This is a genomic window from Bacillus pumilus, assembly GCF_003431975.1.
GTDB classification, from domain to species: Bacteria; Bacillota; Bacilli; order Bacillales; family Bacillaceae; genus Bacillus; species Bacillus pumilus_N.
Genome location: NZ_CP027116.1, coordinates 2375840 through 2401163, shown reverse-complemented (window position 1 = coordinate 2401163; position 25324 = coordinate 2375840). Strand labels below are relative to the sequence as shown.

General features: G+C 40.6%; 28 protein-coding genes and 1 tRNA gene. 24 read left to right on the top strand and 5 right to left on the bottom strand.

The genetic code is table 11. The features are described from left to right. The first annotated feature begins 151 nt into the window (after positions 1-151). The 8 genes from sodA to pstB (C5695_RS12455) all read left to right on the top strand — a co-directional run bounded on the left by sodA (position 152) and on the right by pstB (C5695_RS12455) (position 9079). Positions 152-760, top strand: a complete 609-nt coding sequence (gene sodA, locus C5695_RS12490; protein WP_117731010.1) for a superoxide dismutase SodA — start codon at positions 152-154, stop codon at positions 758-760. Positions 761-881: 121 nt separating this feature from the next. Continuing rightward, on the top strand, positions 882-2168 hold the full coding sequence (locus C5695_RS12485; protein WP_117731009.1) for an MFS transporter: 1287 nt from the start codon (positions 882-884) through the stop codon (positions 2166-2168). A 122-nt stretch (positions 2169-2290) separates the two neighbouring features. Beyond that, positions 2291-4426: a peptidoglycan D,D-transpeptidase FtsI family protein gene (locus C5695_RS12480; protein ID WP_117731008.1), complete on the top strand. Its 2136-nt coding sequence runs from the start codon at positions 2291-2293 to the stop codon at positions 4424-4426. A 214-nt stretch (positions 4427-4640) separates the two neighbouring features. Further along, the gene (locus C5695_RS12475; protein WP_117731007.1) at positions 4641-5558 is read left to right on the top strand and encodes a phosphate ABC transporter substrate-binding protein; all 918 of its coding nucleotides are present in this window, start codon (positions 4641-4643) and stop codon (positions 5556-5558) included. 76 nt (positions 5559-5634) lie between these two features. Beyond that, the gene (gene pstC, locus C5695_RS12470) at positions 5635-6561 is read left to right on the top strand and encodes a phosphate ABC transporter permease subunit PstC (RefSeq protein ID WP_117731006.1); all 927 of its coding nucleotides are present in this window, start codon (positions 5635-5637) and stop codon (positions 6559-6561) included. Then, positions 6561-7445: a phosphate ABC transporter permease PstA gene (pstA, locus tag C5695_RS12465; protein ID WP_117731005.1), complete on the top strand. Its 885-nt coding sequence runs from the start codon at positions 6561-6563 to the stop codon at positions 7443-7445. Before pstC ends, pstA begins: the two co-directional genes overlap by 1 nt. Positions 7446-7468: 23 nt before the next feature. Further along, complete coding sequence (gene pstB / locus C5695_RS12460; RefSeq protein ID WP_117731004.1) at positions 7469-8281, top strand: phosphate ABC transporter ATP-binding protein PstB; 813 nt, start codon at positions 7469-7471, stop codon at positions 8279-8281. A 15-nt stretch (positions 8282-8296) separates the two neighbouring features. After that, complete coding sequence (pstB, locus tag C5695_RS12455; protein ID WP_117731003.1) at positions 8297-9079, top strand: phosphate ABC transporter ATP-binding protein PstB; 783 nt, start codon at positions 8297-8299, stop codon at positions 9077-9079. A 44-nt stretch (positions 9080-9123) separates the two neighbouring features. On the opposite strand, the gene C5695_RS12450 is transcribed toward pstB (C5695_RS12455), so the two are convergent. Together C5695_RS12450 and C5695_RS12445 are read right to left on the bottom strand one after the other, a co-directional pair. Next, the gene (locus C5695_RS12450; RefSeq protein ID WP_117731002.1) at positions 9124-9624 is read right to left on the bottom strand and encodes an endolytic transglycosylase MltG; all 501 of its coding nucleotides are present in this window, start codon (positions 9622-9624) and stop codon (positions 9124-9126) included. Further along, entirely contained in the window at positions 9621-9968 is a 348-nt protein-coding gene (locus C5695_RS12445; RefSeq protein WP_003217285.1) for a hypothetical protein, read from the bottom strand. Before C5695_RS12445 ends, C5695_RS12450 begins: the two co-directional genes overlap by 4 nt. A 428-nt stretch (positions 9969-10396) precedes the next feature. Between C5695_RS12445 and rpmG the strand changes: the two genes are divergently transcribed. From rpmG to C5695_RS12395, 11 genes are all read left to right on the top strand, one after another. After that, on the top strand, positions 10397-10546 hold the full coding sequence (rpmG, locus tag C5695_RS12440; RefSeq protein ID WP_008360061.1) for a 50S ribosomal protein L33: 150 nt from the start codon (positions 10397-10399) through the stop codon (positions 10544-10546). Positions 10547-10595: 49 nt separating this feature from the next. Beyond that, positions 10596-11156: a 5-formyltetrahydrofolate cyclo-ligase gene (locus tag C5695_RS12435; RefSeq protein ID WP_117731001.1), complete on the top strand. Its 561-nt coding sequence runs from the start codon at positions 10596-10598 to the stop codon at positions 11154-11156. A 115-nt stretch (positions 11157-11271) separates the two neighbouring features. Then, entirely contained in the window at positions 11272-11736 is a 465-nt protein-coding gene (locus C5695_RS12430; protein WP_117731000.1) for a hypothetical protein, read from the top strand. A 100-nt stretch (positions 11737-11836) separates the two neighbouring features. Beyond that, the gene (locus tag C5695_RS20605) at positions 11837-12010 is read left to right on the top strand and encodes a hypothetical protein (RefSeq protein WP_017367602.1); all 174 of its coding nucleotides are present in this window, start codon (positions 11837-11839) and stop codon (positions 12008-12010) included. An 86-nt stretch (positions 12011-12096) separates the two neighbouring features. Continuing rightward, a complete protein-coding gene (locus tag C5695_RS12425) occupies positions 12097-13635 on the top strand; it encodes a rhomboid family intramembrane serine protease (RefSeq protein ID WP_117730999.1) in 1539 nt (512 codons plus the stop codon). A gap of 70 nt (positions 13636-13705) precedes the next feature. Next, on the top strand, positions 13706-13909 hold the full coding sequence (locus tag C5695_RS12420; RefSeq protein WP_008342322.1) for a YqgQ family protein: 204 nt from the start codon (positions 13706-13708) through the stop codon (positions 13907-13909). Between the two features lie 13 nt (positions 13910-13922). Beyond that, positions 13923-14876 (top strand): ROK family glucokinase, encoded by a 954-nt coding sequence (locus C5695_RS12415; protein WP_117730998.1) that lies wholly within the window; start codon positions 13923-13925, stop codon positions 14874-14876. A 213-nt stretch (positions 14877-15089) separates the two neighbouring features. After that, positions 15090-17009: an LTA synthase family protein gene (locus C5695_RS12410; protein WP_117730997.1), complete on the top strand. Its 1920-nt coding sequence runs from the start codon at positions 15090-15092 to the stop codon at positions 17007-17009. 86 nt (positions 17010-17095) lie between these two features. Further along, on the top strand, positions 17096-18220 hold the full coding sequence (locus tag C5695_RS12405) for a M14 family metallopeptidase (RefSeq protein ID WP_117730996.1): 1125 nt from the start codon (positions 17096-17098) through the stop codon (positions 18218-18220). Between the two features lie 147 nt (positions 18221-18367). Next, positions 18368-19630, top strand: coding sequence for an MFS transporter (locus C5695_RS12400; protein ID WP_233230734.1), 1263 nt, complete (start codon positions 18368-18370; stop codon positions 19628-19630). Between the two features lie 76 nt (positions 19631-19706). After that, positions 19707-20021 carry an MTH1187 family thiamine-binding protein gene (locus C5695_RS12395; RefSeq protein ID WP_117730994.1) on the top strand — a complete coding sequence of 105 codons (315 nt, stop codon included), beginning with the start codon at positions 19707-19709 and terminating at the stop codon, positions 20019-20021. Positions 20022-20095: 74 nt separating this feature from the next. Here the strand turns inward: C5695_RS12395 and C5695_RS12390 are convergent, their stop codons facing one another. Then, a complete protein-coding gene (locus C5695_RS12390; RefSeq protein ID WP_117730993.1) occupies positions 20096-20269 on the bottom strand; it encodes a DUF2759 domain-containing protein in 174 nt (57 codons plus the stop codon). A 157-nt stretch (positions 20270-20426) separates the two neighbouring features. Between C5695_RS12390 and C5695_RS12385 the strand changes: the two genes are divergently transcribed. After that, positions 20427-21065: an MBL fold metallo-hydrolase gene (locus C5695_RS12385; RefSeq protein WP_117730992.1), complete on the top strand. Its 639-nt coding sequence runs from the start codon at positions 20427-20429 to the stop codon at positions 21063-21065. Positions 21066-21113: 48 nt separating this feature from the next. Here the strand turns inward: C5695_RS12385 and C5695_RS12380 are convergent, their stop codons facing one another. Continuing rightward, positions 21114-21356 (bottom strand): DUF2626 domain-containing protein, encoded by a 243-nt coding sequence (locus tag C5695_RS12380; RefSeq protein ID WP_003217440.1) that lies wholly within the window; start codon positions 21354-21356, stop codon positions 21114-21116. A gap of 211 nt (positions 21357-21567) precedes the next feature. Here C5695_RS12380 and C5695_RS12375 point away from each other — a divergent pair, with 211 nt between their 5' ends. Then, on the top strand, positions 21568-21948 hold the full coding sequence (locus C5695_RS12375; protein WP_007501232.1) for a Spx/MgsR family RNA polymerase-binding regulatory protein: 381 nt from the start codon (positions 21568-21570) through the stop codon (positions 21946-21948). Between the two features lie 55 nt (positions 21949-22003). On the opposite strand, the gene C5695_RS12370 is transcribed toward C5695_RS12375, so the two are convergent. Then, a tRNA-Gln gene (locus tag C5695_RS12370) sits at positions 22004-22074 on the bottom strand. 98 nt (positions 22075-22172) lie between these two features. On the opposite strand from C5695_RS12370, the gene C5695_RS12365 reads away from it, so the two are divergent. The 3 genes from C5695_RS12365 to comGB all read left to right on the top strand — a co-directional run bounded on the left by C5695_RS12365 (position 22173) and on the right by comGB (position 25314). Beyond that, positions 22173-23045, top strand: coding sequence for an STAS domain-containing protein (locus C5695_RS12365; protein ID WP_117730991.1), 873 nt, complete (start codon positions 22173-22175; stop codon positions 23043-23045). Positions 23046-23222: 177 nt separating this feature from the next. Next, positions 23223-24293, top strand: a complete 1071-nt coding sequence (gene comGA / locus C5695_RS12360) for a competence type IV pilus ATPase ComGA (protein WP_117730990.1) — start codon at positions 23223-23225, stop codon at positions 24291-24293. Beyond that, a complete protein-coding gene (gene comGB / locus C5695_RS12355; protein ID WP_117730989.1) occupies positions 24274-25314 on the top strand; it encodes a competence type IV pilus assembly protein ComGB in 1041 nt (346 codons plus the stop codon). The genes comGA and comGB overlap by 20 nt, the downstream gene beginning before the upstream one ends. The last annotated feature ends 10 nt before the right edge of the window (positions 25315-25324 follow it).

The window sequence follows — 25324 nt, the reverse complement described above, 5'->3', positions numbered from 1 at the left end:
AAATACAAAATAAACACTGAAATGTTTCAAATCATGAGCAATAACGTTGAAACAAGCTGATTCTTTTGATACTCTTTGAGTAGGGTGAATTGCTTGCTTACAAGCTAAGGAAGCATTTCAGTACATACATTTCTAAGGAGGAATTTTACCCATGGCTTTTAAACTTCCAGAATTACCATATGCTTACGATGCATTAGAACCACATATCGACAAGGAAACAATGACGATTCACCACACAAAACACCACAACACATACGTAACAAATTTAAACAAAGCAATCGAAGGTGTATCAGCTCTTGAAGATCAATCAATCGAAGAGCTAGTGGCTAGCCTAAATTCTGTGCCTGAAAACATCCGTACAGCTGTACGTAACAATGGCGGAGGACATGCTAACCACTCATTATTCTGGACGCTTCTTTCACCAAACGGTGGCGGCGCACCAACTGGTGAACTTGCAGATGCAATCGAAAAAGAATTAGGTGGATTTGAAAAATTCAAATCTGATTTCGCTGCAGCAGCTGCAGGACGCTTTGGTTCTGGTTGGGCATGGCTTGTTGTGAACAATGGTAAACTTGAAATCACAAGCACACCAAACCAAGATTCTCCTTTAACTGAAGGAAAAACACCAATTCTAGGACTTGACGTTTGGGAGCATGCTTACTACCTAAACTACCAAAACCGTCGTCCTGATTACATTTCAGCTTTCTGGAATGTTGTAAACTGGGATGAAGTGGCTCGCCTTTACAGCGAAGCTAAATAAATCATATGATGAAAAAGACCTGCTCTTTAGAGAAGCAGGTCTTTTTATATTTTCCCTCCTTTTTTTACATATCTGCCTTTTGATGAGACAGACTATTGTGTAGAAAAGGAGAATGAAATGTATGAGCAGATTAAAGAAAATGTTCGGGGACATGGATGTCACAAGAGATTTATTGCTCCTCCTCACGATTGGCGGATTATATGGACTTGCCATTGCGCTTTCAAATACGTTTGTAAACGTGTATTTATGGAAACAGTCTGGGAAATTCACGGATCTTGCGATTTATAATCTGGCCATTGTTGTGCTGCAGCCCATTACGTTTTTATTCGCTGGCCGGCTCGCTAAAAAGATAGACCGGGCGTTTGTCCTTCGTTTCGGCGTCATTTTTTTAGCCGCTTTTTATTTAATGGTCTTAATGGCAGGAGAACAAGCAGCTGCACGGCTTGTTTTATTAGGGAGTGTCCTTGGAATCGGCTATGGTTTTTACTGGCTGGCTTTTAACGTACTTACCTTTGAAATCACTGAGCCTGACACAAGGGATTTCTTTAATGGCTTTCTTGGAGTGCTCACCTCAACCGCTGGTATGATCGGGCCACTTATTGCGGGGATCGTCATTTCTCAATTAACGGATGATACAGGCTATACGGTGATTTTCACGTTATCGCTTTTTTTGTTTTCACTAGCGGTTGTGATGAGTTTTTTCCTTAAAAGGAGACAATCAAAAGGAAAATTCATCATCAAGCAAATATGGAAAGAACGCCATGCAGATGAGAATTGGCGTAAAATTACAACAGCTCATTTTTTCCAAGGGCTTCGTGAAGGGGTCTTTGTCTTCTTAATCAGTGTTTTTGTGTTTATTGCAACAAACAGTGAGCTTGCGCTCGGAACGTTTGGTTTAGTGAACTCAGGTGTTGCCTTTTTTGCTTATTTCTTTGCTACACGTCTGATTAAGAAAAAGTGGCGGAAGAAAGCCATTATGCTTGGCGGGCTGATTTTATACGGTGCTTTGTTTTTGATCGTCTTTCACTTGTCCTATGTATCACTTCTCATGTATGCGGTAGCTATCGCAATTGGCTATCCACTGCTGCTTGTTCCATATGTATCCTTAACATACGATGTCATCGGCCATGCAAGGTATGCAAGGAAAGCCCGAATTGAATACATTGTGGTCAGAGAGCTATTTTTAAATGGAGGCCGTATTTGTTCCATTCTTTTGTTTCTTCTGTCTGTCACCTTACTAGGTGATGAGCTTGGAATTCCTGCATCTCTCATTGTGCTTGGAGCGGGGCACACACTCATTTATTATTTTGTAAAAGATATTCATTTGAAAGAAAAAACAGCTGATATGAAAGAGGCCGACGGTCAAAAGCCAGTTTCTCACACGAACCTTATTAAGGGAGAAAGGTAAAATTTCTTACCAATGGAACATCAAATTTCTAGATAAATCATAGAAAAACCGCTAAAATGATGATGGCACCTTTTATACACGAAAAGGGGTGCCATTTCTTTCTTGATAGAAAAGGTGATGTGATGAGAAACAAGAAAAACAAAAAAGACGCGAAGGAAGGGCGCAAAACACTTCCACTACGGCTAAATTTACTATTTTTGGCTGCGTTTGTTATTTTTACTGGTGTTGTGGTAAGACTCGGATTTGTACAAATTGTCAATGGAGAAGATTATAAAAAGCAGGCAGAGAAACAAGAGGATGTGAATGTCAGCTCATCTGCTCCGCGCGGAAAAATTTACGATCGAAACTACGATACGATTGTCAGCAATAAAGCGCTAAATGCCATTACATATACGAGAACCTCGACAACTTCACAAGAAGAGCGGCTCAAAGTGGCAACAAAATTAGCGGATATGATTCATGTGAGTACGAAAAAAATCACCGATCGTGACAAAAAAGATTTCTGGATTTTAACGCATCCAAATGAAGCGAAAAAGCTTGTTCAAAAGGAATCAGATTTAAAGGGTGACGATAAGGTCTCAGATGATAAATTATATGAGCTTCAACTGAAACGAATTACAGACAAAGAATTGAATCAACTGACGAAAAAAGACTTGCAAGTGCTTGCGATTAAAAGGCAAATGGATTCTGGCTATGCGCTTACGCCTCAATTCATTAAAAATGAAGATGTGAAGCCAGACGAAATTGCTTACGTCTCTGAACATTTGGACGAGCTGCCAGGTGTGGATGTCACGACAGACTGGTCACGTAGCTATCCGTATAAAGGACTGCTTCGCAGTATGCTCGGCAGTGTATCTTCGAGTGATGAAGGACTTCCACAGTCACTTCTTGAACACTATTTATCGCTCGGCTACAGCCGAAATGATCGTGTAGGAAAAAGCTACCTTGAATATCAATATGAAGATGTGCTACAAGGTCAAAAAGAAAAAGAACAAAGTACAACGGATAAAGAAGGCAATGTCACAAGCTCCAAAGTGTTAACAGAAGGAAAGAGCGGGAAAGACCTTGTGCTGACGATTGATATTCAGCTGCAAAAAGCGGTCGAAAAAATCATTGAAAAGAACTTGAAAAGTGCAAAACAAAGAGGCGGGACAGAGCTTCTTGATCGTGCGTTTGTTGTCATGATGGACCCGAGAAATGGAGAAGTTCTCTCAGTTGCGGGGAAACAGATTTCTAATAAAAACGGAAAATACAAATTCGATGACTACGCATTAGGAACGATGACATCATCTTATGCGATGGGCTCAGCTGTAAAAGGGGCAACTGTACTGACTGGTTATAAAACAGGCGTGCTTCACATCGGAAGTACACAGTACGATGAACCGTTGTACATCGCGCAGTCACCGCCTAAGAAATCCTATCAAAATATGGGACTCATTAATGATTTGACGGCACTAGAGCGTTCATCCAACGTGTATATGTTCAAAACAGCGATCGCCGTTGGAAAAGGGGAGTATCGTAAGAACCAGCCGCTCCCAATCGATACGAAAGCATTTGATACGTTCCGCTATAATTTCAGTAAATTTGGTCTTGGGGTTAAAACAGGGATTGACCTGCCAAACGAAGCGACAGGCTACCGGGGAACGTCTACACAATCTGGTCTCCTGCTTGACTATGCAATTGGACAATATGATACATTTACACCGCTGCAAATGGCGCAATACGTTTCAACGATTGCCAATGGCGGATATCGGTTACGTCCGCAGCTTGTTAAAGAAGTGAGAGAGCCAGATCCGCAGCGCGGCATTGGTGCTGTGACAGAATCCGTTAAACCTGACGTATTGAATAAGCTAGACATGACAAGTGATGAAATCAAGCGTGTCCAGCAAGGCTTCAAGCTTGTGATGCAGAACCCAAGAGGGACAGCCTATTCAAACTTTGGAAATAAAAAATATAACCCTGCTGGCAAAACAGGAACGGCTCAATCATTTTATGACGGTCCAATTAAAAGCAAGCGCGGCACACCGACGTATAACACAACACTTGTGGCGTATGCGCCTGCTGATAATCCGGAGGTAGCCATTTCCGTTGTTGTACCGTGGGTGTATCAAGACTATAACAAGCGCTATCCGATCACAAATGATATCGGTGAACAAGTATTAGACAAGTATTTTGAGCTGAAATCAAAACAGGAAAGCAATGATACACAAGCGAAGAACAAAAATAAAATTGAAAATGAAGCAGAAACAAATGACTAGACCTTTTCTAGGTAAAAACGCTCACTTTTTGTGGGCGTTTTTTTACGTTTTCTTCAAAAAATTCGAGTTGAATTGACAAAATTCATAAAAATCCTCGCAAGATATCTACAAAACTTCGACATTTACAAAACCTTAACATTCCATTTAAACGAAATTAATAAAGAACCTTTAATGTATTACTCGTAGGACAAATTATTCAGGGGGTATTCTTGAAATGAAAAAGAACAAATTATGGCTGCTTACTTTCCTTACTATCGCATTGTTAGCATTCGTTACAGCATGCGGAAACAGCAGCTCAAGCGGAGATTCAAAAGACAGTAAAGGAAATGCTTCAAACAAAGATGAGGCATCAGGTTCCATTACCATCTCAGGATCATCTGCGATGCAGCCTTTAGTTCTTGCGGCAGCAGAAAAATTCATGGATAAACATCCAAAAGCCGATATTCAAGTACAAGCCGGCGGTTCAGGAACAGGACTTTCTCAAGTATCAGAAGGATCTGTACAAATTGGTAACTCAGATGTATTCGCAGAAGAGAAAGACGGAATCGACGCAAAAGCTTTAAAAGACCACAAAGTAGCAGTTGTTGGAATGGCCGCAGCTGTAAACCCTGAAGTTGGTGTCAAAGACATCACAAAGGACGAATTGAAAAAAATCTTCACTGGTAAAATCAAAAACTGGAAAGAGCTTGGTGGGAAAGACCAAAAAATTACGCTTGTGAACAGACCTGATTCTTCAGGAACACGTGCAACATTCGTGAAATACGCACTTGATGGTGCAACACCTGCAGAAGGAATCACAGAAGATTCTTCAAACACAGTGAAAAAACTGATTGCAGAAACACCAGGTGCGATTGGATACCTAGCATTCTCTTATTTAACAGATGACAAAATTACACCGCTTAGCATTGATGGTGTGAAACCGGAAGAAGGCAATGTAGAAAGCGGTAAATATACAATTTGGGCTTACGAGCACTCTTATACAAAAGGTGAGCCAGATGGTCTAGCCAAACAATTTTTAGATTACCTTATGAGTGACGAAGTACAAAAAGAAATCGTCAAAGACCAAGGCTACATCTCAGTTTCTAATATGAAAGTAGAAAGAGACGCAACAGGCAAACAAACAGATAAGTAAGTCTTGAATTGCTGATGAAGGAAAAGTGGAGCTTTTCACTTTTCCTTTTATGACATTCATAGGAGTGTAGAAAAAGATGAAGCAGATAGAACATACAGAAGCGAGCGATCGGTTGATCAGCTCGAAGAAAAATAGGCAAATGGATGAAGTAAGAGGAAGTATTTTGGTGAGATTCTGTGCATTCTTAATGATTGCTGTATCTATCGCCATCACCATCTTCCTTGGCATTAAGGGTTTACAATCTTTCATCGTAAATGGTGTAAGCCCAATTGAGTTCTTAACCAGTATCAATTGGAACCCAACAGCAGAAAACCCGCAGTACGGCGCTTTTCCTTTTATCTTTGGATCAATCGCCGTCACACTTCTATCGGCTCTCATTGCAGCGCCGCTAGGCATTGCAGGCGCAATCTTTATGACAGAAATTGCCCCTGCATGGGGACGTAAAATTCTCCAGCCAGTCATTGAATTGCTTGTAGGGATTCCATCCGTTGTTTACGGATTCATAGGTCTTACAGTATTGGTACCGTTTATCGCACATTTCAAGTCGAGCGGCTCAGGGCACAGCGTGCTAGCAGGAACGATTGTCCTATCTATTATGATTCTGCCAACCGTTACATCCATTGCAACTGACGCAATGGCTTCACTTCCAAAAAGCTTACGTGAAGGATCGTATGCATTAGGCGCGACAAGATGGCAAACGATTAGACGTGTGCTTGTCCCGGCAGCTCTGCCAACATTAATGACAGCGGTCGTTCTTGGAATGGCTAGAGCATTTGGAGAAGCCCTTGCAGTTCAGATGGTCATTGGAAACACACGTAATTTACCAGAGAGCATTATGGATACAGCTGGTACATTAACAACCATCATTACGTTAAACATGGGTCACACAACGTATGGAAGTGTTGAAAACAATACACTTTGGTCAATGGGACTTGTCCTTCTAGTTGTATCATTTCTGTTCATACTCATTATCAGATACTTGTCGTCTAGGAGGAAAATTTAATGAATAGCAAAATGACCGATCGTTTTGCCACGTTTGTATTTGGGTTATGTGCCGCTATTATTACGGCGATCCTCGTTGGCTTGTTTTCTTATATCATTTTCAACGGTGCAAAAGAATTAAACTTTGACTTTTTAACGACTCGCTCAAGTGCGATTGGCTCTGGCGGCGGCATCAGGGATCAGCTGTTTAACTCGTTTTACATTTTATTTATTACGATGCTGATCACAGTACCGCTTGGTGTCGGCGGCGGAGTGTATATGGCAGAGTATGCGCCTCAAAACAAAGTCACAGATTTTATTCGTACATGTATTGAAGTGCTGTCTTCACTTCCTTCTATCGTCATTGGGATGTTTGGTTTACTCATGTTTGTGAATTTAACAGGCTGGGGTTATACGATCATTGGAGGAGCTCTTGCGCTCACGGTGTTTAACCTGCCAGTGATGGTCAGGGTGACAGAAGACGCGCTACGCTCTGTACCGAAAGATCAAAAGGAAGCATCACTTGCGCTCGGTGTAACGAAGTGGCATACGGTCAAAACGGTCCTTATTCCAGGTGCAATTCCTTCTATTATTACAGGTGCGATTTTAGCATCAGGAAGAGTCTTCGGAGAGGCGGCTGCGCTTCTTTTCACAGCTGGTCTCACCACACCGCGTCTTGATTTCACAAACTGGAGTCCGTTTTCTGATACGTCACCACTGAATGTTTTTAGACCGGCAGAAACTTTAGCCGTTCATATATGGAACGTCAATACACAAGGAATCATTCCAGATGCAGAGGCCATTGCAAATGGTGCATCAGCCGTACTTGTGCTGTCAGTCTTATTGTTCAACTTAGCAGCTAGATGGCTTGGTTCATTTATTCATAAAAAGCTTACGTCAAAATAAATTGTGAGAGGTGTGAAGGGGATATGGTTCAAATGCTAGCAGAAAAAAAAGAGATTGCAGCGAAAAAGGCTCCACTTCAAGCGGAACAGATTTTACAGGTGCAGGATTTAAGCATTTATTATGGTGAAAAAAGAGCGGTCAATCAGATTTCATTCGAAATTGAGAAAAACGCGATTACCGCATTAATCGGCCCATCCGGCTGCGGGAAATCAACCTTTTTACGCAGCATTAACCGCATGAACGACTTGATTCCAGGTGCGAAAAGTGAAGGGGCGATTATGTACGAAGGGTTAAATATTTTGGATGACCGTATTAATGTGGTGAATTTAAGAAGAGAAATCGGCATGGTCTTCCAAAAACCAAATCCATTTCCTAAATCGATTTACAATAACATTACCCATGCGTTAAAGTATGCCGGAGAAAAAAGAAAATCCGTGCTTGATGATGCTGTTGAGGAAAGCTTAACAAAGGCAGCGCTATGGGATGAGGTGAAGGATCGTCTGCACCGCTCTGCTTTGTCATTGTCAGGCGGTCAGCAGCAGCGCCTCTGTATTGCACGTACACTTGCGATGAAACCAAGTGTTCTGCTATTAGATGAACCGGCGTCTGCCTTAGACCCTATCTCAAATGCGAAAATCGAAGAACTATTAGGGGAATTGAAAAACGATTATTCAATCGTCATTGTGACACACAACATGCAGCAAGCGCTCCGTGTATCAGATCGTACAGCCTTTTTCCTAAACGGAGATCTAGTAGAATATGATGCCACAGAACGTATCTTTACACGTCCTGCGCAGCAAAAAACAGAAGACTATATCAATGGTCGATTTGGATAAGGCGGGTGAATTTTGATGAATGCAGTAGCAACTGAAACAGCAAAAAAAGAAGTGTTTCGTGTAAATGATATGAATCTTTGGTATGGGCAGCATCATGCACTAAAGCATATTGATTTAGCCATTAGAGAGCATGAAGTTACAGCGATTATCGGCCCGTCTGGCTGCGGAAAGTCAACGTTTATTAAAGCCTTAAATCTCATGGTCAAAACAGTGCCAGGAGTGAAAATGACCGGGGATATGATGTATAACGGTGATAATATTCTAAAAGGCCGCGTCGATTTAGTCGAACTGCGTAAAAATGTCGGCATGGTGTTTCAAAAAGGGAATCCATTCCCTCAGTCTATTTTTGAAAATGTCGTATATGGACCAAGAATTCACGGAGTAAAGAGCAAACAGCAATTGAAAGAAATCGCTGAAAAGGCGCTTCGAGATGTTGCGCTATGGGATGAAGTGAAAGATCGATTAAGTGCGCCCGCTTTAGGCCTTTCTGGCGGTCAGCAGCAGCGTCTTTGTATCGCAAGAGCCATTGCTACAAGCCCAGACATCTTATTAATGGATGAACCAACATCAGCACTTGATCCAGTCTCAACATTAAAGATTGAAGAATTGATTATGAAATTGAAAGAGAAATATACGATTGCCATTGTGACGCATAACATGCAGCAAGCGGCTAGGGTATCAGACCGAACGGCTTTCTTCTTAATGGGGGAACTTGTTGAAGTGAATGATACGAATGTAATGTTTTCTGAGCCAAATGATCAAAGAACGAATGATTATATATCTGGTCGATTTGGATAATCAAAAACCCCCTGGAGGTCGGTGCCGCCAGGGGGTTTTTGCTGTTATTTTGTTAAGGCTTTGACGATTTGTTTAAATGTCATTCCTGTTTTTAAATTGAACTTGCCTGCCCGAATTTCTTTATGATAGCCGGCATCAATCACGTAATCATTAAAGTCTTTAGACGAGTTGATGATCCCGTCTTTTTCCAGCATGTCTGAAACATCGCTTGTACTCATCCCGTTTTTAATGACGAATTTGATCGATTTGCCTTTAGGCTTGTCCGTATTTTGTTTATCATTCTTAGAATCGCCGTCTTCATTTGCCTTCAGCGCTTTTTCTTTATAGTCAAGAAGCTGCTGGTACGTTTCACGGCTGACAGTGACTTCCTTTTTAGAGTCTAAATAGTTTTTCACGTCAGTGTCTGTAACTTTCGCTGCGAGGGTTTCTTTTGTGGTTGTATCAGCTGCTGCTTCATCTTTTCCAGTGAGGAAAAAGACGATGGCTAGAACCCCAGTTGCAAGAATCATTCCTGCTGCGAACGTTTGGATGCTTTTTTTCGTCATACAAGCACCCTCTCGTTGTCTTTAATGATCATGTTGACATCTTCTACAGAGACGTGCTCAGCGCGCGCAATGGCTTCAGGAGACATCCCATTTTGATGCTTTGAAATGATCTGTCTTGCGATGGAAGGATCAATTTCTGAATGTTTGCGAACGACGATGTTTGTTTCAAGTAATTCTTCTTCAAGCACTTTCATTTTCTTTTTCAGTTTATAGATTTCTTGCATTGCAGATAGTTGAAGTGTTTCAAGTTCCTGCTCGACTTCTTTAATCGGTTCTCTTTGAAAATATGAGAATGCGATCAGTACAATACTGACAACAAGCAATCCGATAATTGCAATTTCCATGTTTCATCACCTTTTATCCATATTTTAATGCTGAAAGCCATAAAAGGCTCTCATGATTGTTTCAGACAGTTTTCGACCCTTCTTTTTTATACCATAAAAAAGCTAGTTTCAAAAGGAAATGCTGAAGAAAATCACCTTTTTTTCATCTTTTTTCTTTTTATATGTAAAACGAGTATGAAAACCTTGTCCGCTGTCAAAATAAAAGAAGGTGGTAGGGTAGGGGTTCTCATGTATACAGTACGTCAAAGGCATGAGGTTTTATAGGGGTGTAAGTGATTTTTCATCAAATGGCCGTGCAATATGTACATGAACATGGACGGAATGCACTCAAAATGAAATTGGTGAAAAAACATTCTAGCATTCCTAAGCTAGAAGTGGTATTATAGTTAGGTCTGAATGTGAATTGATTTTAGTTTGGAGGGAAAAACATGCGCGTAAATATTACTCTAGCTTGCACTGAATGCGGTGAGCGTAACTATATTACTAAAAAGAATAAGCGAAACAATCCAGATCGCGTTGAATTCAAAAAGTATTGCTCACGTGATAAAAAACAAACTTTACATCGTGAAACAAAGTAAGCAGCAGGGAATTTTCCTGCTGTTTTTTTATGATGGGAGATGATTCTGTATGAAAAAGGAGCTTCGCCGTCAAACATTGGCCATGCTTGATCAGATAAGCGCGGAAGAGTTCAAGCGCAGCACTGCTCTACTTCATGAACACTTGTTGCAGCTGCCAGCATGGAAGCAGGCGAAAACGATCGCTTTGACTATGTCTAGGGGAAAAGAAATACCGACAATGCCACTAATTAAAAAAGCGTGGGAAGAAGGAAAAACAGTATGTATCCCTACCTGTTTTCCAAAAACAAAAGAGATGACGTTTTATGAATATACACCTGAAACAAAGATGACATCCAGCTACTTTGGGCTATTGGAGCCAGACCCGTTTGAGTCTACAGCTGTACATAAGGAAGCCATTGATTTGATCATCGTACCTGGGGTGTGCTTCGATCAACAAGGCTACAGGATTGGATTTGGAGGCGGCTATTATGACCGCTACTTAGCGGACTATCACGGCGTTACCATTGCTCTTTGTCTGTCTTTACAGCAAATCAGGCATGTTCCGGCTGAAGTGCACGACATACCGGTGTCCATGATTGTCAGTGAAAAAGGTCCGTTATATCAAAAGTAAAAGTCCGCTGCTTGTCCAAAGAACGGGCTTTTTGGCGTTTTCATTAGAGTTGTAGTAATGGTGAGCGAAATGCAAGCTGAGACCATATGGCATTTTAGCTGATAGGAGGTGCATTTTGAAAAAATTTCGAGGAAAGAAAAGATACTTTCGCAACATGTGGGAGGAAGTGAATACTTGTGACATAAAACTCGATCATGATTCATGGTTTTATTTTTGGCATATCCATCTTGATTTCTTTGGAGTCGGTGAAAATAGCTTAAAAATAAGAAGAGAGCATATCAAAGCCCATATCGCTTTATATCATAGGCTGTTAAAACAGCTTGAAGGCTTTGAAAAGCCATATCAAACATGGATTTGTATTCACGAACATGACCCTGGTTCAGACGCTGTATATGTACATACACCAACTCCAAACGAACATGCCTTTCCGCACAAGATAAGACAGTTAAAGCCGAATGGTAAGCTGCCTTATACATTCAAGGATTTAGTCGACCTTCAGCAATTTGACGTTTCTTATGATCAATCAGAGTGTGAAGAGGTCTATTATATTCAATCAAAAGAGCAAGGGATTAGATTGTAAAGGCCGCCTAATGAAACGAACCATTGAAAGCGATAAAAATGTTGGTTCATGTATAAACAAATCCTATTTAAGCCACGATACGAACATAGGAGGGAATCTGATGAATAAAATGATTTGGAGCATTGTGTTCACACTGTTTGCATTCGTTCTTGTGCAAAATCGTTATCGGCTGATGAATTTGATTTTAGGTCAAAATCAAGTACGTCACTTTTTTATTAAGTGGCTAATGAAAATCCCATATTTTCGGACGAAATTTATTCGCCAAGCATTCTAATCCCGCAGAAGCCGGGATTTTTTTGTTCAGAAATGCGAATGAGATCGATTCTTGTTATAATAATGTAAAAAATGGAGCGCGAATGAATGAATGTCATAGATAGTCTATTTTGGCGAGTTGTTGATGAATTAAGACAAAAAGGGTACGAGATGATTCAAAGTCCATATCCAGAAAATGAAATATTTTTTGAAGCACCACGAAACTCAGGGTATGATCTTATCCGTCTATATAGAAAAGATGTGAATTTTAGACAGGAGATCGTTCGAGATATCGAAGAGCAGTCGTATCGGGTGAATCAATTGAGAGAGGCTATGCGCAAACGATCTCTTCATCTCTTGCAGCTGCAATTTACAGCGGATGATCCTGTAGATGATTGGGAGGACCTAAACGGTCAACCGCAAAAACAGCAAAAGGTGACAGTTACAACTGTATTACTAAACGCAGACACACTTCAACACAGCGTAAACGAGCTGCAAAAATGGCTGAATACATCGCTGACAGTCAATGTAGAAGAGGCAAGGAGAGACACAGCTGAAGATGTCATGAAGCTTAAAACGAACGTACTTCAGGCATTTGATGATCAGGAAAAGCAGCGTGAACAAGAGCGAGCCGTTTTCCAAAATGGCAGACCCATTTTCACCTACTTACTAATCGCTGTTCAAGTGGTGATGTTTCTTTTACTTGAATTATCTGGCGGAAGTACAAATACGGCAACTTTAACAGCGTTTGGTGCTAAAAATAATGTGCTGATCCTAAACGGTGAATGGTGGCGCCTTATTACGCCAATGTTTTTGCACATCGGCTTGACGCACTTACTCTTTAATACATTCGCTCTTTGGTCTGTTGGAGCGGCGGTTGAGAGAATTTATGGATCAACAAGGTTTTTACTCATTTATTTCATATCCGGCATTTTTGGTTCCATTGCAAGCTTTGTATTTAATACGGCAATTGCAGCCGGAGCATCAGGCGCAATATTTGGCTGTTTAGGTGCACTATTATATTTAGCCATTTCTAACCGCAAGCTCTTCTTTCGGACGATGGGAACAAATATTATTGTCATCATCCTCATCAATTTAGGGATCGGTTTCACCGTATCAGGTATTGATAATGCCGGGCACCTTGGCGGCCTAGTTGGCGGCTTTTTAGCCGCTTTAGCTGTTCGACTGCCTAAACAGGTGCAGGCTGTCAAAATGCTTCTAGCTAGTGTTGTTCTGCTTTTGATTGGCGGTTTTGGACTATATACAGGGTTTCATTCAGACGATCAAAAGGAAGCAGCGGCGGCAAGTGAGGCAGCGCGTTTGTTTGATGAGAAGAACTATAGCGAAGCTAGTCAACGTCTAGAGGAATATGTACATCAAGAGGATGCATCGGCTGAAGCTCTCCATCTATATGCACTATCGGAAGCGCAACTCGGCCACCTTGACAAGGCGATTCAATTTTTGCAAAAGTCGCTTGAAAAAGATCCGGATGATCTAAATAAACTGTATCATTTATCGTTGTTGTACGTAGAAAAAGGAGAGACAGCGAAAGCAGAGCCTTTAATAGAGAAAGGGTTAAACGAAGATCCTCAAAATGATCAATTCTTAAAGCTAAATCAATATATTGAAAACACTCAAACACGTTGAATGACTTGACTGAAAGCTTATTTATGAATACGCTTATCCTATCTGTTGATGCGAAGAAATGGTGGAAACAATGAAAACGTTATATGATGTACAGCAGCTGCTTATGAGATTTGGAAATTATGTGTATTTCGGAGATCGTGAAGTAGAATTAGAATTTATGGCAGATGAACTGAAGGAAATGTATACATCGGGCATCATCGACCGGACAGAATGGTCAAATGCAATGACCATTCTTCAAATGGAACTAGCCAAATTAAATCGAAAAACAATGTGAAGGTGGAGGGCATATGACAGGGGATTGGTTTGTAGGTATTGATCTTGGCGGTACGACAATTAAGCTTGCGTTCATTAATCTTTATGGTGAAATTCAGCATAAGTGGGAGATTCCTACGGATAAATCAGGGCAGACGATCACAGTTGATATTGCCAAATCAATTGACCATAAACTGGCCCAGATTAGTATGCCAAAATCAGTGCTTATTGGGATTGGAATGGGTGCACCAGGTCCCGTAGATAAAATATCTGGCATTGTCTATAAAACAACGAATCTAGGCTGGACAAACTATCCACTCAAAGATCACCTAGAGGCAGAGACGGGACTTCCATCTGTCATTGAAAATGATGCGAATATTGCTGCACTCGGTGAAATGTGGAAGGGTGCAGGAGATGGCGCAAAAAATATTCTGATGGTCACACTTGGCACGGGTGTTGGCGGCGGCATTATAGTAAACGGTGAAGTTGTTCAAGGAGAGACAGGAGCTGGCGGGGAAATTGGTCATATTTGTGCCGTTCCATTCCAAGGAGCACCTTGTAACTGCGGAAGAACAGGCTGTATTGAAACTATTGCATCTGCAACCGGCATTGTACGGCTTGCAAAGGATAGATTAGAAACGGAGCAGCATACGTCTTCACTAGGTTCGCTCACTTCAATCTCTGCAAAGGATGTGTTTGAGGCAGCCGAGGGCGGAGATGATCTTGCGATGCGTGTCGTAGAGGAAGTGACGACTCATCTTGGCCTTGTCCTAGCGAATCTTGCCAGTGCTTTAAACCCAACAAAAATTGTCATAGGCGGTGGTGTTTCAAAAGCAGGTGAGTTACTTCGCAGTAAAGTAGAGCGCGTTGTGAAACATCACGCATTCCCGCCTTGCGCTGATGACGTCGAAGTGGTGATTGCTTCACTCGGAAACGACGCAGGGGTCATCGGCGGTGCATGGATGGCAAAAACGAAATGGCTTTCTTGAAGAAAAAAGTCATCATAATGTCATTTTTATTAAAAAAAGCGATAGATAGGCATGAAATGAAATGTTTAGCATATTCATAAGTTTGTCATGAAGAAAAAGACATTGATTTTCCAGCACATACAGGATAAGATATAGTTTAGTTATTTTTGAAGAAGCACCAATAATTAGGGCATATCCCTAAACCGTGTGCGTGCTCAGCATAAGGAGGTTACAATGCGAAAGAAAAGATTAAAGGCGATGTCATTTTTACTGATTGCGACTTTGTTAATGTGGGTCAAAACCTATGTTATCTATAAATCTAGCTTCAATATCAAAATTGAAAATTTCATGCAGGAGTTTATCCTGTTTATTAATCCGCTTAGCTTTCTCTTATTTATCTTCGGTATCGGTTTATTTATGAAAGAAAAAAATCGCAATCGATATATCATCGTAATGAGTGGTATCCTGACATTCATTTTGTTAGCCAACATTGTATTTTATCGATTCTATAGTGACTTTCTAACCATCCCCGTCCTATTTCAAACAAACAATATGGGTGACCTCGGGTCAAGTATTACCACTTTAATTGAACCAGTCGATTTTCTGATGTTCGTTGATATCATTATTTTAATCTGGCTCTATAAAAAACAGCCTTCCTTTAGAACGGATATCACAGTTTCACGAAAAGAACGAGCAGCCTATTATTTATTTGTGGCAGCCACCTTCTTCTTTAACCTTGGTTTGGCTGAAACAGAAAGACCAGAACTGCTGACACGCTCATTTGATCGTGAGATGCTGGTGAAGAACATTAGCTTATATAACTTCCATATTTATGATGGAGTGTTGCAGTCGAAGCAATCCGCTCAACGAGCCCTTGCTGACAGCAATAGCTTAACGGAAATTGAAAACTATGTAAGCGCAAATCAAACCGACCGTAATGAAAAGACGTTTGGTCAAGCAAAAGGACGAAATGTCATTCTTGTCTCACTTGAGTCTACTCAGAGCTTTGTGGTTAATGAAAAATTAAATGGGAAAGAAATTACCCCGTTTTTAAACAAATTAATCAAGAAAAGCTACAACTTTACTAATTTTTATCATCAGACAGGTCAAGGAAAAACATCTGATTCAGAGTTTATTGTTGATAACTCTCTTTATCCGCTTGGAAGAGGAGCCGTGTTCTTCACGAACCCAAGCAATGAGTATACAGCCACTCCTGAGCTATTAAAGGATGAAGGCTACCATTCTTCTGTCATTCATGCGAATAACAAAAGTTTCTGGAACCGTGACCTGATCTACGATAGCTTTGGGTACGATAAGTTTTTTGACATTCAGTCATTTGATGTAAATGAAGAGAACTCAGTTGGCTGGGGCTTGAAAGATGGTCCGTTCTTTGAACAGTCAGCGGAATTGATGAAATCGATCCCGCAGCCTTTCTATACGAGATTGATTACATTAACGAATCACTTTCCGTTTGATCTAGACGAAGAAGATAAGCTCATTGATGAATATGATTCTAAGAGCAAAACGCTCAACAAGTTCTTCCCTACAGTGCGTTATCAAGATGAGGCGCTGAAGATTTTCTTTGAAAAGATGAAGGAAACAGGCTTGTATGAAAATTCGATCTTTGTTTTATATGGAGATCACTATGGAATTTCAGAAAACCATAACGAAGCAATGGGACAATTTTTAAATAAAGAGATTACGCCATTTGAAGAAGTGCAGCTTCAAAAAGTTCCGTTTGTTGTACACATTCCAGGGATCACAGATCAACAGCCAAAAGAAATTGATACGGTAGGTGGTCAAGTCGATATCCGTCCAACGATACTCAATCTTTTAGGAATTGATACAAGTAAACAGATTCAATTTGGGCATGACCTTTTATCAAAAGATACGAATGACTTTACTGTGCTTCGTGACGGCAGCTTTATTACGAAAGACAGTGTTTTCACAGATGGAGTTTGCTACAATAAAGAAACTGGTGAGCCTAGAGATGATAAGACCGTTTGTCAGTCTTATGAAGAGAAGGCGAAACAAGAGCTTCAATTCTCTGATCAAATCATCTATGGGGATCTCCTTAGATTTTATGACCAGAACAGCCCGGACCATTCTCCATCCAAAAAAGAAGATGAAACAGAGCTGAAAAAAGCGTCCTAACATATAAGAAAACCTCTGCTATTTTTAAAAGCGGAGGTTTTCTTTTTTTGTCTGCCGCTTCATATAGTATGAGGGGAGGGATGTAAATGAAGACAACGTCGTTTGGAAAAATTGAATGGCAGCTGAATGAAGCGGGAAAGGATGATGTGGCAAAGCAGTTAGGAATAGGGAAAGCGGCTTTTCATTTATCCAATCAAACAAGCACTGATTACCTTCTTTTACCGGGATATAGGCTTCCAGAAGGCAGCCATTCATTTCCTTCTATAGGTGAGCTGCAAAAATTTATTGCCCCTTACAGGCTGCAGCAATCTGATGATTGGATCAATGGAACTTTTGAATATGATAGTGCTCAATTGGAAGAAGAGCTGAGCCGATTGAAAGCCGCATTTCCTTTTCTTCAAATGAGCGTCATAGGTCATTCGGTGCTTGATACACCAATATATGAAATCCGAACAGAGCCCGTTCAGCATTTACATTCTATTCATCTGAATGCTTCTTTTCATGCAAATGAATGGATCACGACGTCTGTTTTAATAAAATGGCTGAAATCGCTTTGTTTAGCTGCATCTGACCCTGTGCAAGCAAGGCATCATGAAGCCGTTCATATTCTGCGAACCACGGCTCTCTCTATCGTGCCAATGGTGAATCCAGATGGTGTGGATCTCGTGCGGAATGGACCGGAGTCACTAGGTCTTAGCAGTGAAGAATTCATGCAACTAAATGGTGGATATGCTCATTATGAGGAATGGAAAGCAAATATTCGAGGTGTAGATTTGAACAATCAATTTCCTGCTTATTGGGAAATTGAATACTATCGTTATCACCCGAAAGCACCGTCCTATCGTGGTTTTCCTGGATATCAGGCACTAACAGAGCCAGAAGCGAAAGCGATGGCAAATTTAGCGTTACGAAAACGCTTTGACCGGCTGATTGCTCTCCATACACAAGGAGAAGAGATATACTGGGGCTTTCTTGGCCACGAACCAGCCATCTCAAAAGAAACGGTCAAACGATTTGAGCATGTGAGCGGCTATAAACCGGTTCAATATCTTGACAGCTATGCCGGCTATCGTGATTGGTTTATTTATCAATTTCATAATGAAGGCTATACAGTTGAGCTTGGTCTAGGGAAAAATCCTCTTTCTATGAATCAATTTGATTCGATTTATGAGAAAACAAAGCGGTTATTATGGGAGGCATGTAGGTGTTGAAAAGCACCTGATGGGTGCTTTTTAACATTTGAATATGAAGCAATTGCATATTGTCAATAAAAACAGTGATGGACCAATTGACGAAGGCTTCCTTGTAAGCTATTGTGAAAGGTGAGGATGTAAAAAAAAGGGATATGTGTTAGGGAGATGTCGAATTTGAGTGCTCAAAGCCTGTGGAAAAGGAATTTTACTTATTTATTTATTTCGAAGATGTGCAAAATAACAGCTGATAGTTTATCATTCAATACCATCTTGTGGCTTCTAGTACTAGGCGGGAAAGGGGCAATTGGAACGGCTTTTTTTATTGCGGTCAGCTTTGTTCCGCAAGCCATTGTTGGACCGCTAATTACCCCAATGATGAAGCCGCATCAATTGAAATTTTGGATGTGTTTTGCTGATTTAACACGAGGAGCGATAATCCTTATCATTGTGGTCAGCTACTTTCATGGTTTCACACCATTAGCACTCGTTATTGGCTGTATGCTGCTGCATTCAGCGACAGGCGGCTCCTATGAACCGGCCTCTGTATCCATTATTCCAAAGCTTGTCCATGAGGACCTCATACAAAAAGCGAATGCAACCATCCAATCAGCAAGTCATGTCGTAAGACTTGTGACAGTCACGATTTGTGGTGTCATGATCGCATTTATAGGAGTAGGGTATACAATGCTTGTGATCATTCCTCTTTATCTCTTGTCGGCTTTATTGGTTCTAGTGATTTCATATCAAACAGACATCATCAACGATCAAGCCAAAACAGGGTTATCGTACGGCAAAAAATTAATTCGGGGATTTTCACTTGTGAGAAGGCATCATATTTTGTTCCCATTGGCGATTTTTTGTGTCTGCTCAAATTTTGCCGCTGCACCATGGGAAGCATTGTCTGTTATTTATTTAACAGAGGACTTACATAGTGGACCGGTCGTCTATTCATTCATTAAAGTCACAACGGCATTAGGTGCATTCTTGATGGGGTTTGTTTTGACAAAGGTAAAGGTGAACCGGTATGGACTGCTGTTTATAGGCGCTGGAATCGTTGATGGAATCTCGTTTTTCATCACAGGGATGAACGCATTTTTACCACTTGTGTTTATATCAGCCTTTGCTTTAGGGGCAGCCATCAGTGCAGTCAATGTACCTGAACATACAATGATTCAATTGTCAGTAAAAGCAGAGGATCAGCCGCAAGTGTATGCGATTATCAACATGATCTCCTTTTTCATGATTCCATTAGGCGCTCTGATCGGCGGCTATATGGCGACACTATTCGGTTCCGGCTATGTTATTGCGGCTGGCGGCATCATTGAAGCTGTGTCAGGGATATGCCTGCTTTTGTTCACAAAGATTGGGAAAGTAGAGAGAGCGGATTTGACGATAGAACGAGACAAACCTGCTTTTCATGCAACGTGAGCATGGCGTGATGGAAGGCGGATAGGTTACAATGAGGACGAGAAAACATGAGGATTCAGTGGAAAGGGGCAAGAACATGGCCATAGCAGATGTCACCATTATTCCGATAGGCACTGAGACACCAAGTGTGAGTGCTTATGTAGCAGATGTACAAAGAATTTTAGAAGGCTTTCAACAAGAAGGGAAAATCAACTATCAATTAACCCCAATGAATACGTTAATTGAAGGTGAATTATCGGTTTTATTTGAAGTCATTCAGCGTATTCATGAAGCACCTTTTGAAAAGGGATTGCACCGAGTAGCAACGAATATCCGCATTGATGACCGGCGGGATCAAACTACAACGCTTACCAGTAAATTAGAAAGCGTCAATAAGCATTTAAATCAATAAAAAAGACAAAAGGCTAAAATCAAGATCATTTTAGCCCTTTGTCAACAATCTGAAAGCCTGCTATTAGCAGGCTTTTAATGTGCAGTTGGATAACCGCTATAGATGATGGTCATGACAGTAAACCACCCAAATACCAAAAAGGTAGCGCCGGCAAATGCGATGGCCAGTACGTTTACTTTTTTAAGTGAGCGATAAATCCCGAGTACAGCTAAAATCGTGACTAGACCAAAAATAATGACGAGCATCATGTGAAAGTCCTCCTTTGTCATCAATCCCCTTGATTTCCTTTCTTTTCATTTTAACCGTTTTCATAAAGCTTGTCGAGTGGATTCCTGTTGACGATTGTTTGAATTTTTATTGTATTGCCTTCATAATAAAAAAGAATGAATAAAGTAGGTGATGAAAATGAATTGGAGAAGAATGCCACTAGGCTATGTACAAGCGAATGCGTATATTTGGAAAAATGAGCACGGAGAGTGTTTAATTTTTGATCCAGGCGGTGAAGCACAAAAGCTAATTTCCTATGTAAAAGAAAAACAGCTCACACCGCTTGCTGTCTTACTGACACACGCTCATTTTGATCATATTGGTGCGGCAGATGAGGTTCGCCAAGAGTGGGGAGTGCCGCTCTATGTACACGAGAATGAAAAAGAATGGCTCACGAACGCTGAATTAAACGGTTCAGCTCGATTGATTGGGAATGGAATTACGGTCAAAGAAGCAGAAAAATTAATTACGTCAGAAGGAACTCTTCAGATTGGATCGTTTACCTTAGAGATGCTCCATACTCCTGGGCACTCACCAGGCAGTGTGTCTTACTATTCGGCGGAAGAAGGATTTGTGATTTCTGGTGATACGTTATTCGAAGGCGGCATCGGGAGAACAGATTTAGTAGGGGGCAGTCAGGAAGTGCTGCTTCAGTCGATTCATAACAAATTGTTGACATTGCCAGAATCAACTCTTGTGTTAAGCGGACATGGCGGGGAAACCACTGTGCTCACAGAGCAGGAGCAAAATCCGTTTATCAATGGTTTCTCTCTTTAAACGAAGGTATGAAAAAAGCATCTCTATAATTAGAGATGCTTTTTTCAATTAATGACCGGTACCGGGAACCATGATGAAGATCGAATAATATGTAAATCCGGCAAAGAAAATCGTCAAGTACGCTCCGAAAATGTAAATATACATTCTTTCGGATAAATTCAAGTAGGATAAAAATACAAAAAGAACGGTTTGACCGAAGAACAGCAGCGATGCATCTTTCATATGCCCTAAATAGAACATGACAGCAAAAATACCCGTCCAAAAGCCAAGCACGCGGAACATGCGATTCATTTCTTTCCCTCCCCTTAAAAACCCCTTTGATTCATATTATAGCCGATCACCACTCGTTATGTAAACATTTACATTTTTGACAACGTGTGAACATTTATTTTGCAAAAAGAAAAAATTTTTTTGAAAAAGTGATCAAATCGTGTTTATGCCGAAAAACATGAGGGTACTTACTCCATAAGAGAAAAGGTTAACGACCTAAGGAGGAACACTAATGAGTGACATTACTTTTTATTCATACCCGAGCTGCACGTCTTGCCGCAAAACTAAACATTGGTTAAAGGCGAATCAAATTGATTTTAAAGAGCGTCACCTTTTTAGAGAAACGCCAACCCTAGATGAATTAAAAAAGATACTGTCCTTAACAACAGAGGGAATGGATGAAATTTTAGCCACACGAAGCCAAGCTTTTAAAAGCTTAAATTTAAATATTAATGATTTAAAAGTAAACGAGGTCTTGCAGCTACTCATTGAAAAACCAAAACTGCTCCGAAGACCAATCATCATTGATGGAAATAAATTAGTGGTTGGGTATAATCCTGGAGAACTCATGAAAATATCAAAAAAGAAAGCAATTCATCAATCAGTTTCCTAATAAAAAACGAAGATCAGCTGAAACATGCTTCAGCCGTCTTCGTTTTTGTGCTGAACTGGGCTAGCTGGGTTCGAACCAACGATCACGGAGTCAAAGTCCATTGCCTTACCACTTGGCTATAGCCCAATATCAAACGTGTAATGATATTGTTCACCATCTGCGGTCATCTATACATAAAAGTTGTATGTCACTAGTTTTAAGTGAAAAAGGAGCGGAAGAAGTAAATGAAAAATGAAAAATCAAAGCAATTATATGAATTTATCCTAAAAGAAGCCCCTGTCATGACCGAAGAATGGCTGAAAACAAGAACAGAAGAAGGCTCATTATATTCTAAACATGCTTCAGAGGAAACGGAAAATAAGCTGAAGGAGCAGAACACAGCGTTTATTCAAACGATTGCAGCAACGCTTGTGACGCTATCAGACAAAGAAGACAATCATTTGAAAAAGTGGTCTGTTGATATTGCGCGTGATCGTGCAGTTCACGAGGTGCCTTTATATGAAATCATTGGACAATTTAAGATCTTCCGTCAAATTTTCTGTTCGAGAATTGAGAAATTCACTCAAGAAACAGAGCTTGAAGTCACGCTCCAAGATGTATGCGGATGGAATCAGCATTTTCATTCTACATTTGATGATATGATTGAGCGCTTATCAGAAGAATACGATCGCGTCACACTGAGTCAGTTAAATGCACAAAGAGAGATGATTCAGGAATTGAGTGCCCCTGTTATTCCAGTATCAAAGGAAATCGGGATTTTACCGCTGATCGGAGAGATTGATACGTACCGTGCCAAAATCATTCTGGAATCCGTGCTAGAACAAGCTTCAAGACTGCGTCTAACACATTTATTTATTGATATATCTGGCGTACCGATCGTTGACACGATGGTTGCTTATCAGTTGTTTAAAGTAGTGGATAGTGCGAAACTTCTAGGGATTGAGACGATTATTTCAGGCATCCGTCCGGAAATTGCACAAACCGTGGTGAAGCTAGGCATTGATTTCTCAAAAGTAAATACTGAGCACAGCCTTGCAAAAGCATTAGAAAAAAGAGGATTTCGTATTTTTGAAGAGCTGCCGCAAGAAGCGACATAAACAAAAAACCTGTACTTGTAAAAGTCAGGTTTTTTTATATGCTCTTTTTTAAAAATCCACATTTCCCATCGTGAATTGATGATTTTTTCGCTTCATTCGTCGCTAAAATGATAAAACGCTCTTTTGTCAGACAGGTTTCTCCATCTTACAATATGGTCAGAGAAAGGAGTGAATCACTTGTATGGAATTGAATATTTGGGACAAGAACTACTAGAAGAGGCATGCCGCATGAGAGCATCTGATGTGCATATTGTTCCAAAAGAAAAGGAAGCTTTAGTATCTTTCCGCGTAGATTCTGATTTAATGCAGCAGCGAATCATTGATAAAAAAAGCGGGGAGCGGCTCATTGCTCATTTTAAATTTTTATCTTCTATGGATATTGGGGAAAAAAGAAGACCACAAAATGGATCACTAGCTGTGATGTTAAGAAGTGGCCAGGTGTATATTCGAATGTCAACCTTACCGACTGTGAATGATGAGAGCTTAGTCATTAGAATTTTACCGCAGAATCATGTTCCGACAATAAACCATCTGTCGTTATTTCCAAAAGCATCCGCTAGGTTATTATCATTTTTGAATCATTCGCATGGACTGATTTTATTTACCGGACCAACAAATTCAGGGAAAACAACAACCCTCTATTCATTGATCCAGTTTGCAAAAAAGAATTTCAATCGAAATATTATTACACTTGAAGATCCTGTGGAAACAAGAAATGAAGAGGTGTTACAGGTTCAAGTGAATGAAAAAGCCGGCATTACATATGCCGCAGGATTAAGAGCAATTTTAAGGCATGATCCAGATATGATTGTGCTAGGAGAAATAAGAGATGCCGAAACGGCCAGAACGGCAATTAGAGCGGCACTGACAGGCCATTTAGTGATGAGTACGCTCCATGCAAAAAATGCAAAAGGAGCCCTTTATCGCATGCTTGAATTTGGTGTCACGATGAATGAACTCGAACAAACCATGGTTGCGATTGCAGCGCAGCGATTAATCGAGCTCACCTGTCCATTTTGCGGAGAAGCCTGTCAGCTTTACTGCAAATTAAACCGCCAGGTCAGACGAACAAATGTATTTGAACTGCTTTTCGGAAAGGAGCTCGGTGAGTGTATCAAAGAGGCCAAAGGAGAATATGCTCACTCGTCATATGAAACACTGCAAAGATTAATTCGTAAAGGAGTGGCACTCGGTTATTTATCAAAAAGCACATATCATCGCTGGGTTTATGAAGAAGCGAGCCTCTAAAGCTTGGTCTAAAAAAGAACAAGCTGAATGCTTATCAAAACTCGCTCAATTGATTCAGGCTGGATATACACTAATTGAGGCGCTGACGATGGTGAATATTCAGTTGTCAAAAGAGCAGCAACAGCAATTAACGCCGGGCATTCAGTGGCTGCTCGAAGGGGAGCCATTTTATGTGGTGCTGGAGAGACTCCATTTTCAACGGGAAGTTATCGCTATCCTATGTTTCTCCGAAAAGCATGGCGGTCTAGCACAAGCTCTTGAACAAAGCGCACGTTTCTTAGACAAAAAAATCAAACAGGTAGACACGTTTAAACGCATGTTACGTTACCCGGTTTTCCTCATCTTTACGGTTTTCGTCGTACTCATACTCGTTCAGCAAATGATCATTCCTCAATTTTCTCTTTTGTACTCTTCGATGGATACCCAAATGTCATGGCTGATTCAAGGGATGTTTGGACTTTTTCAATTTCTACATGCTTCTCTTCTCCTGTTCGGTTGTATTTGTATCTCTTTGACCGGATACTATGCTATCTTTTTTAGGAAAAAATCTACGCTTGAGAAATTGAGGGTGATAAGCAGGCTCCCTTTTTTATATAAAGGAATGCGGCTGATGCATACGTATCTTTTTTCTCTTCAATTAAGTGGACTGCTTCAGGCGGGATTATCGATGTACGAAAGCTTGCTAGCTTTTAAACAGCAAAGCTACTTACCCTTTCTTCAAGAAATATCAGAACAGATGATTGAAGAGTTAAGAAAAGGAGAAAGCATGGTGCAACAAGTAAGTTTGTCTCCTTTTTTCGAGAAACATTTTGCAGCTGTCATCAAGCATGGTGAATCAAGTGGGATGCTTGCAAGAGAGATGTATACGTATAGCCAATTCTTATTAGAAAATGCAGAGCTGAAAATTGAAAAATGGATTTCGTGGCTACAGCCAGTTATCTATGGTGTGACAGCACTTTTGATACTCATCGTGTATTTATCTATTCTCTTACCAATGTATCAACTAATGGAGCAAGTGTAAGAAGGAGGAA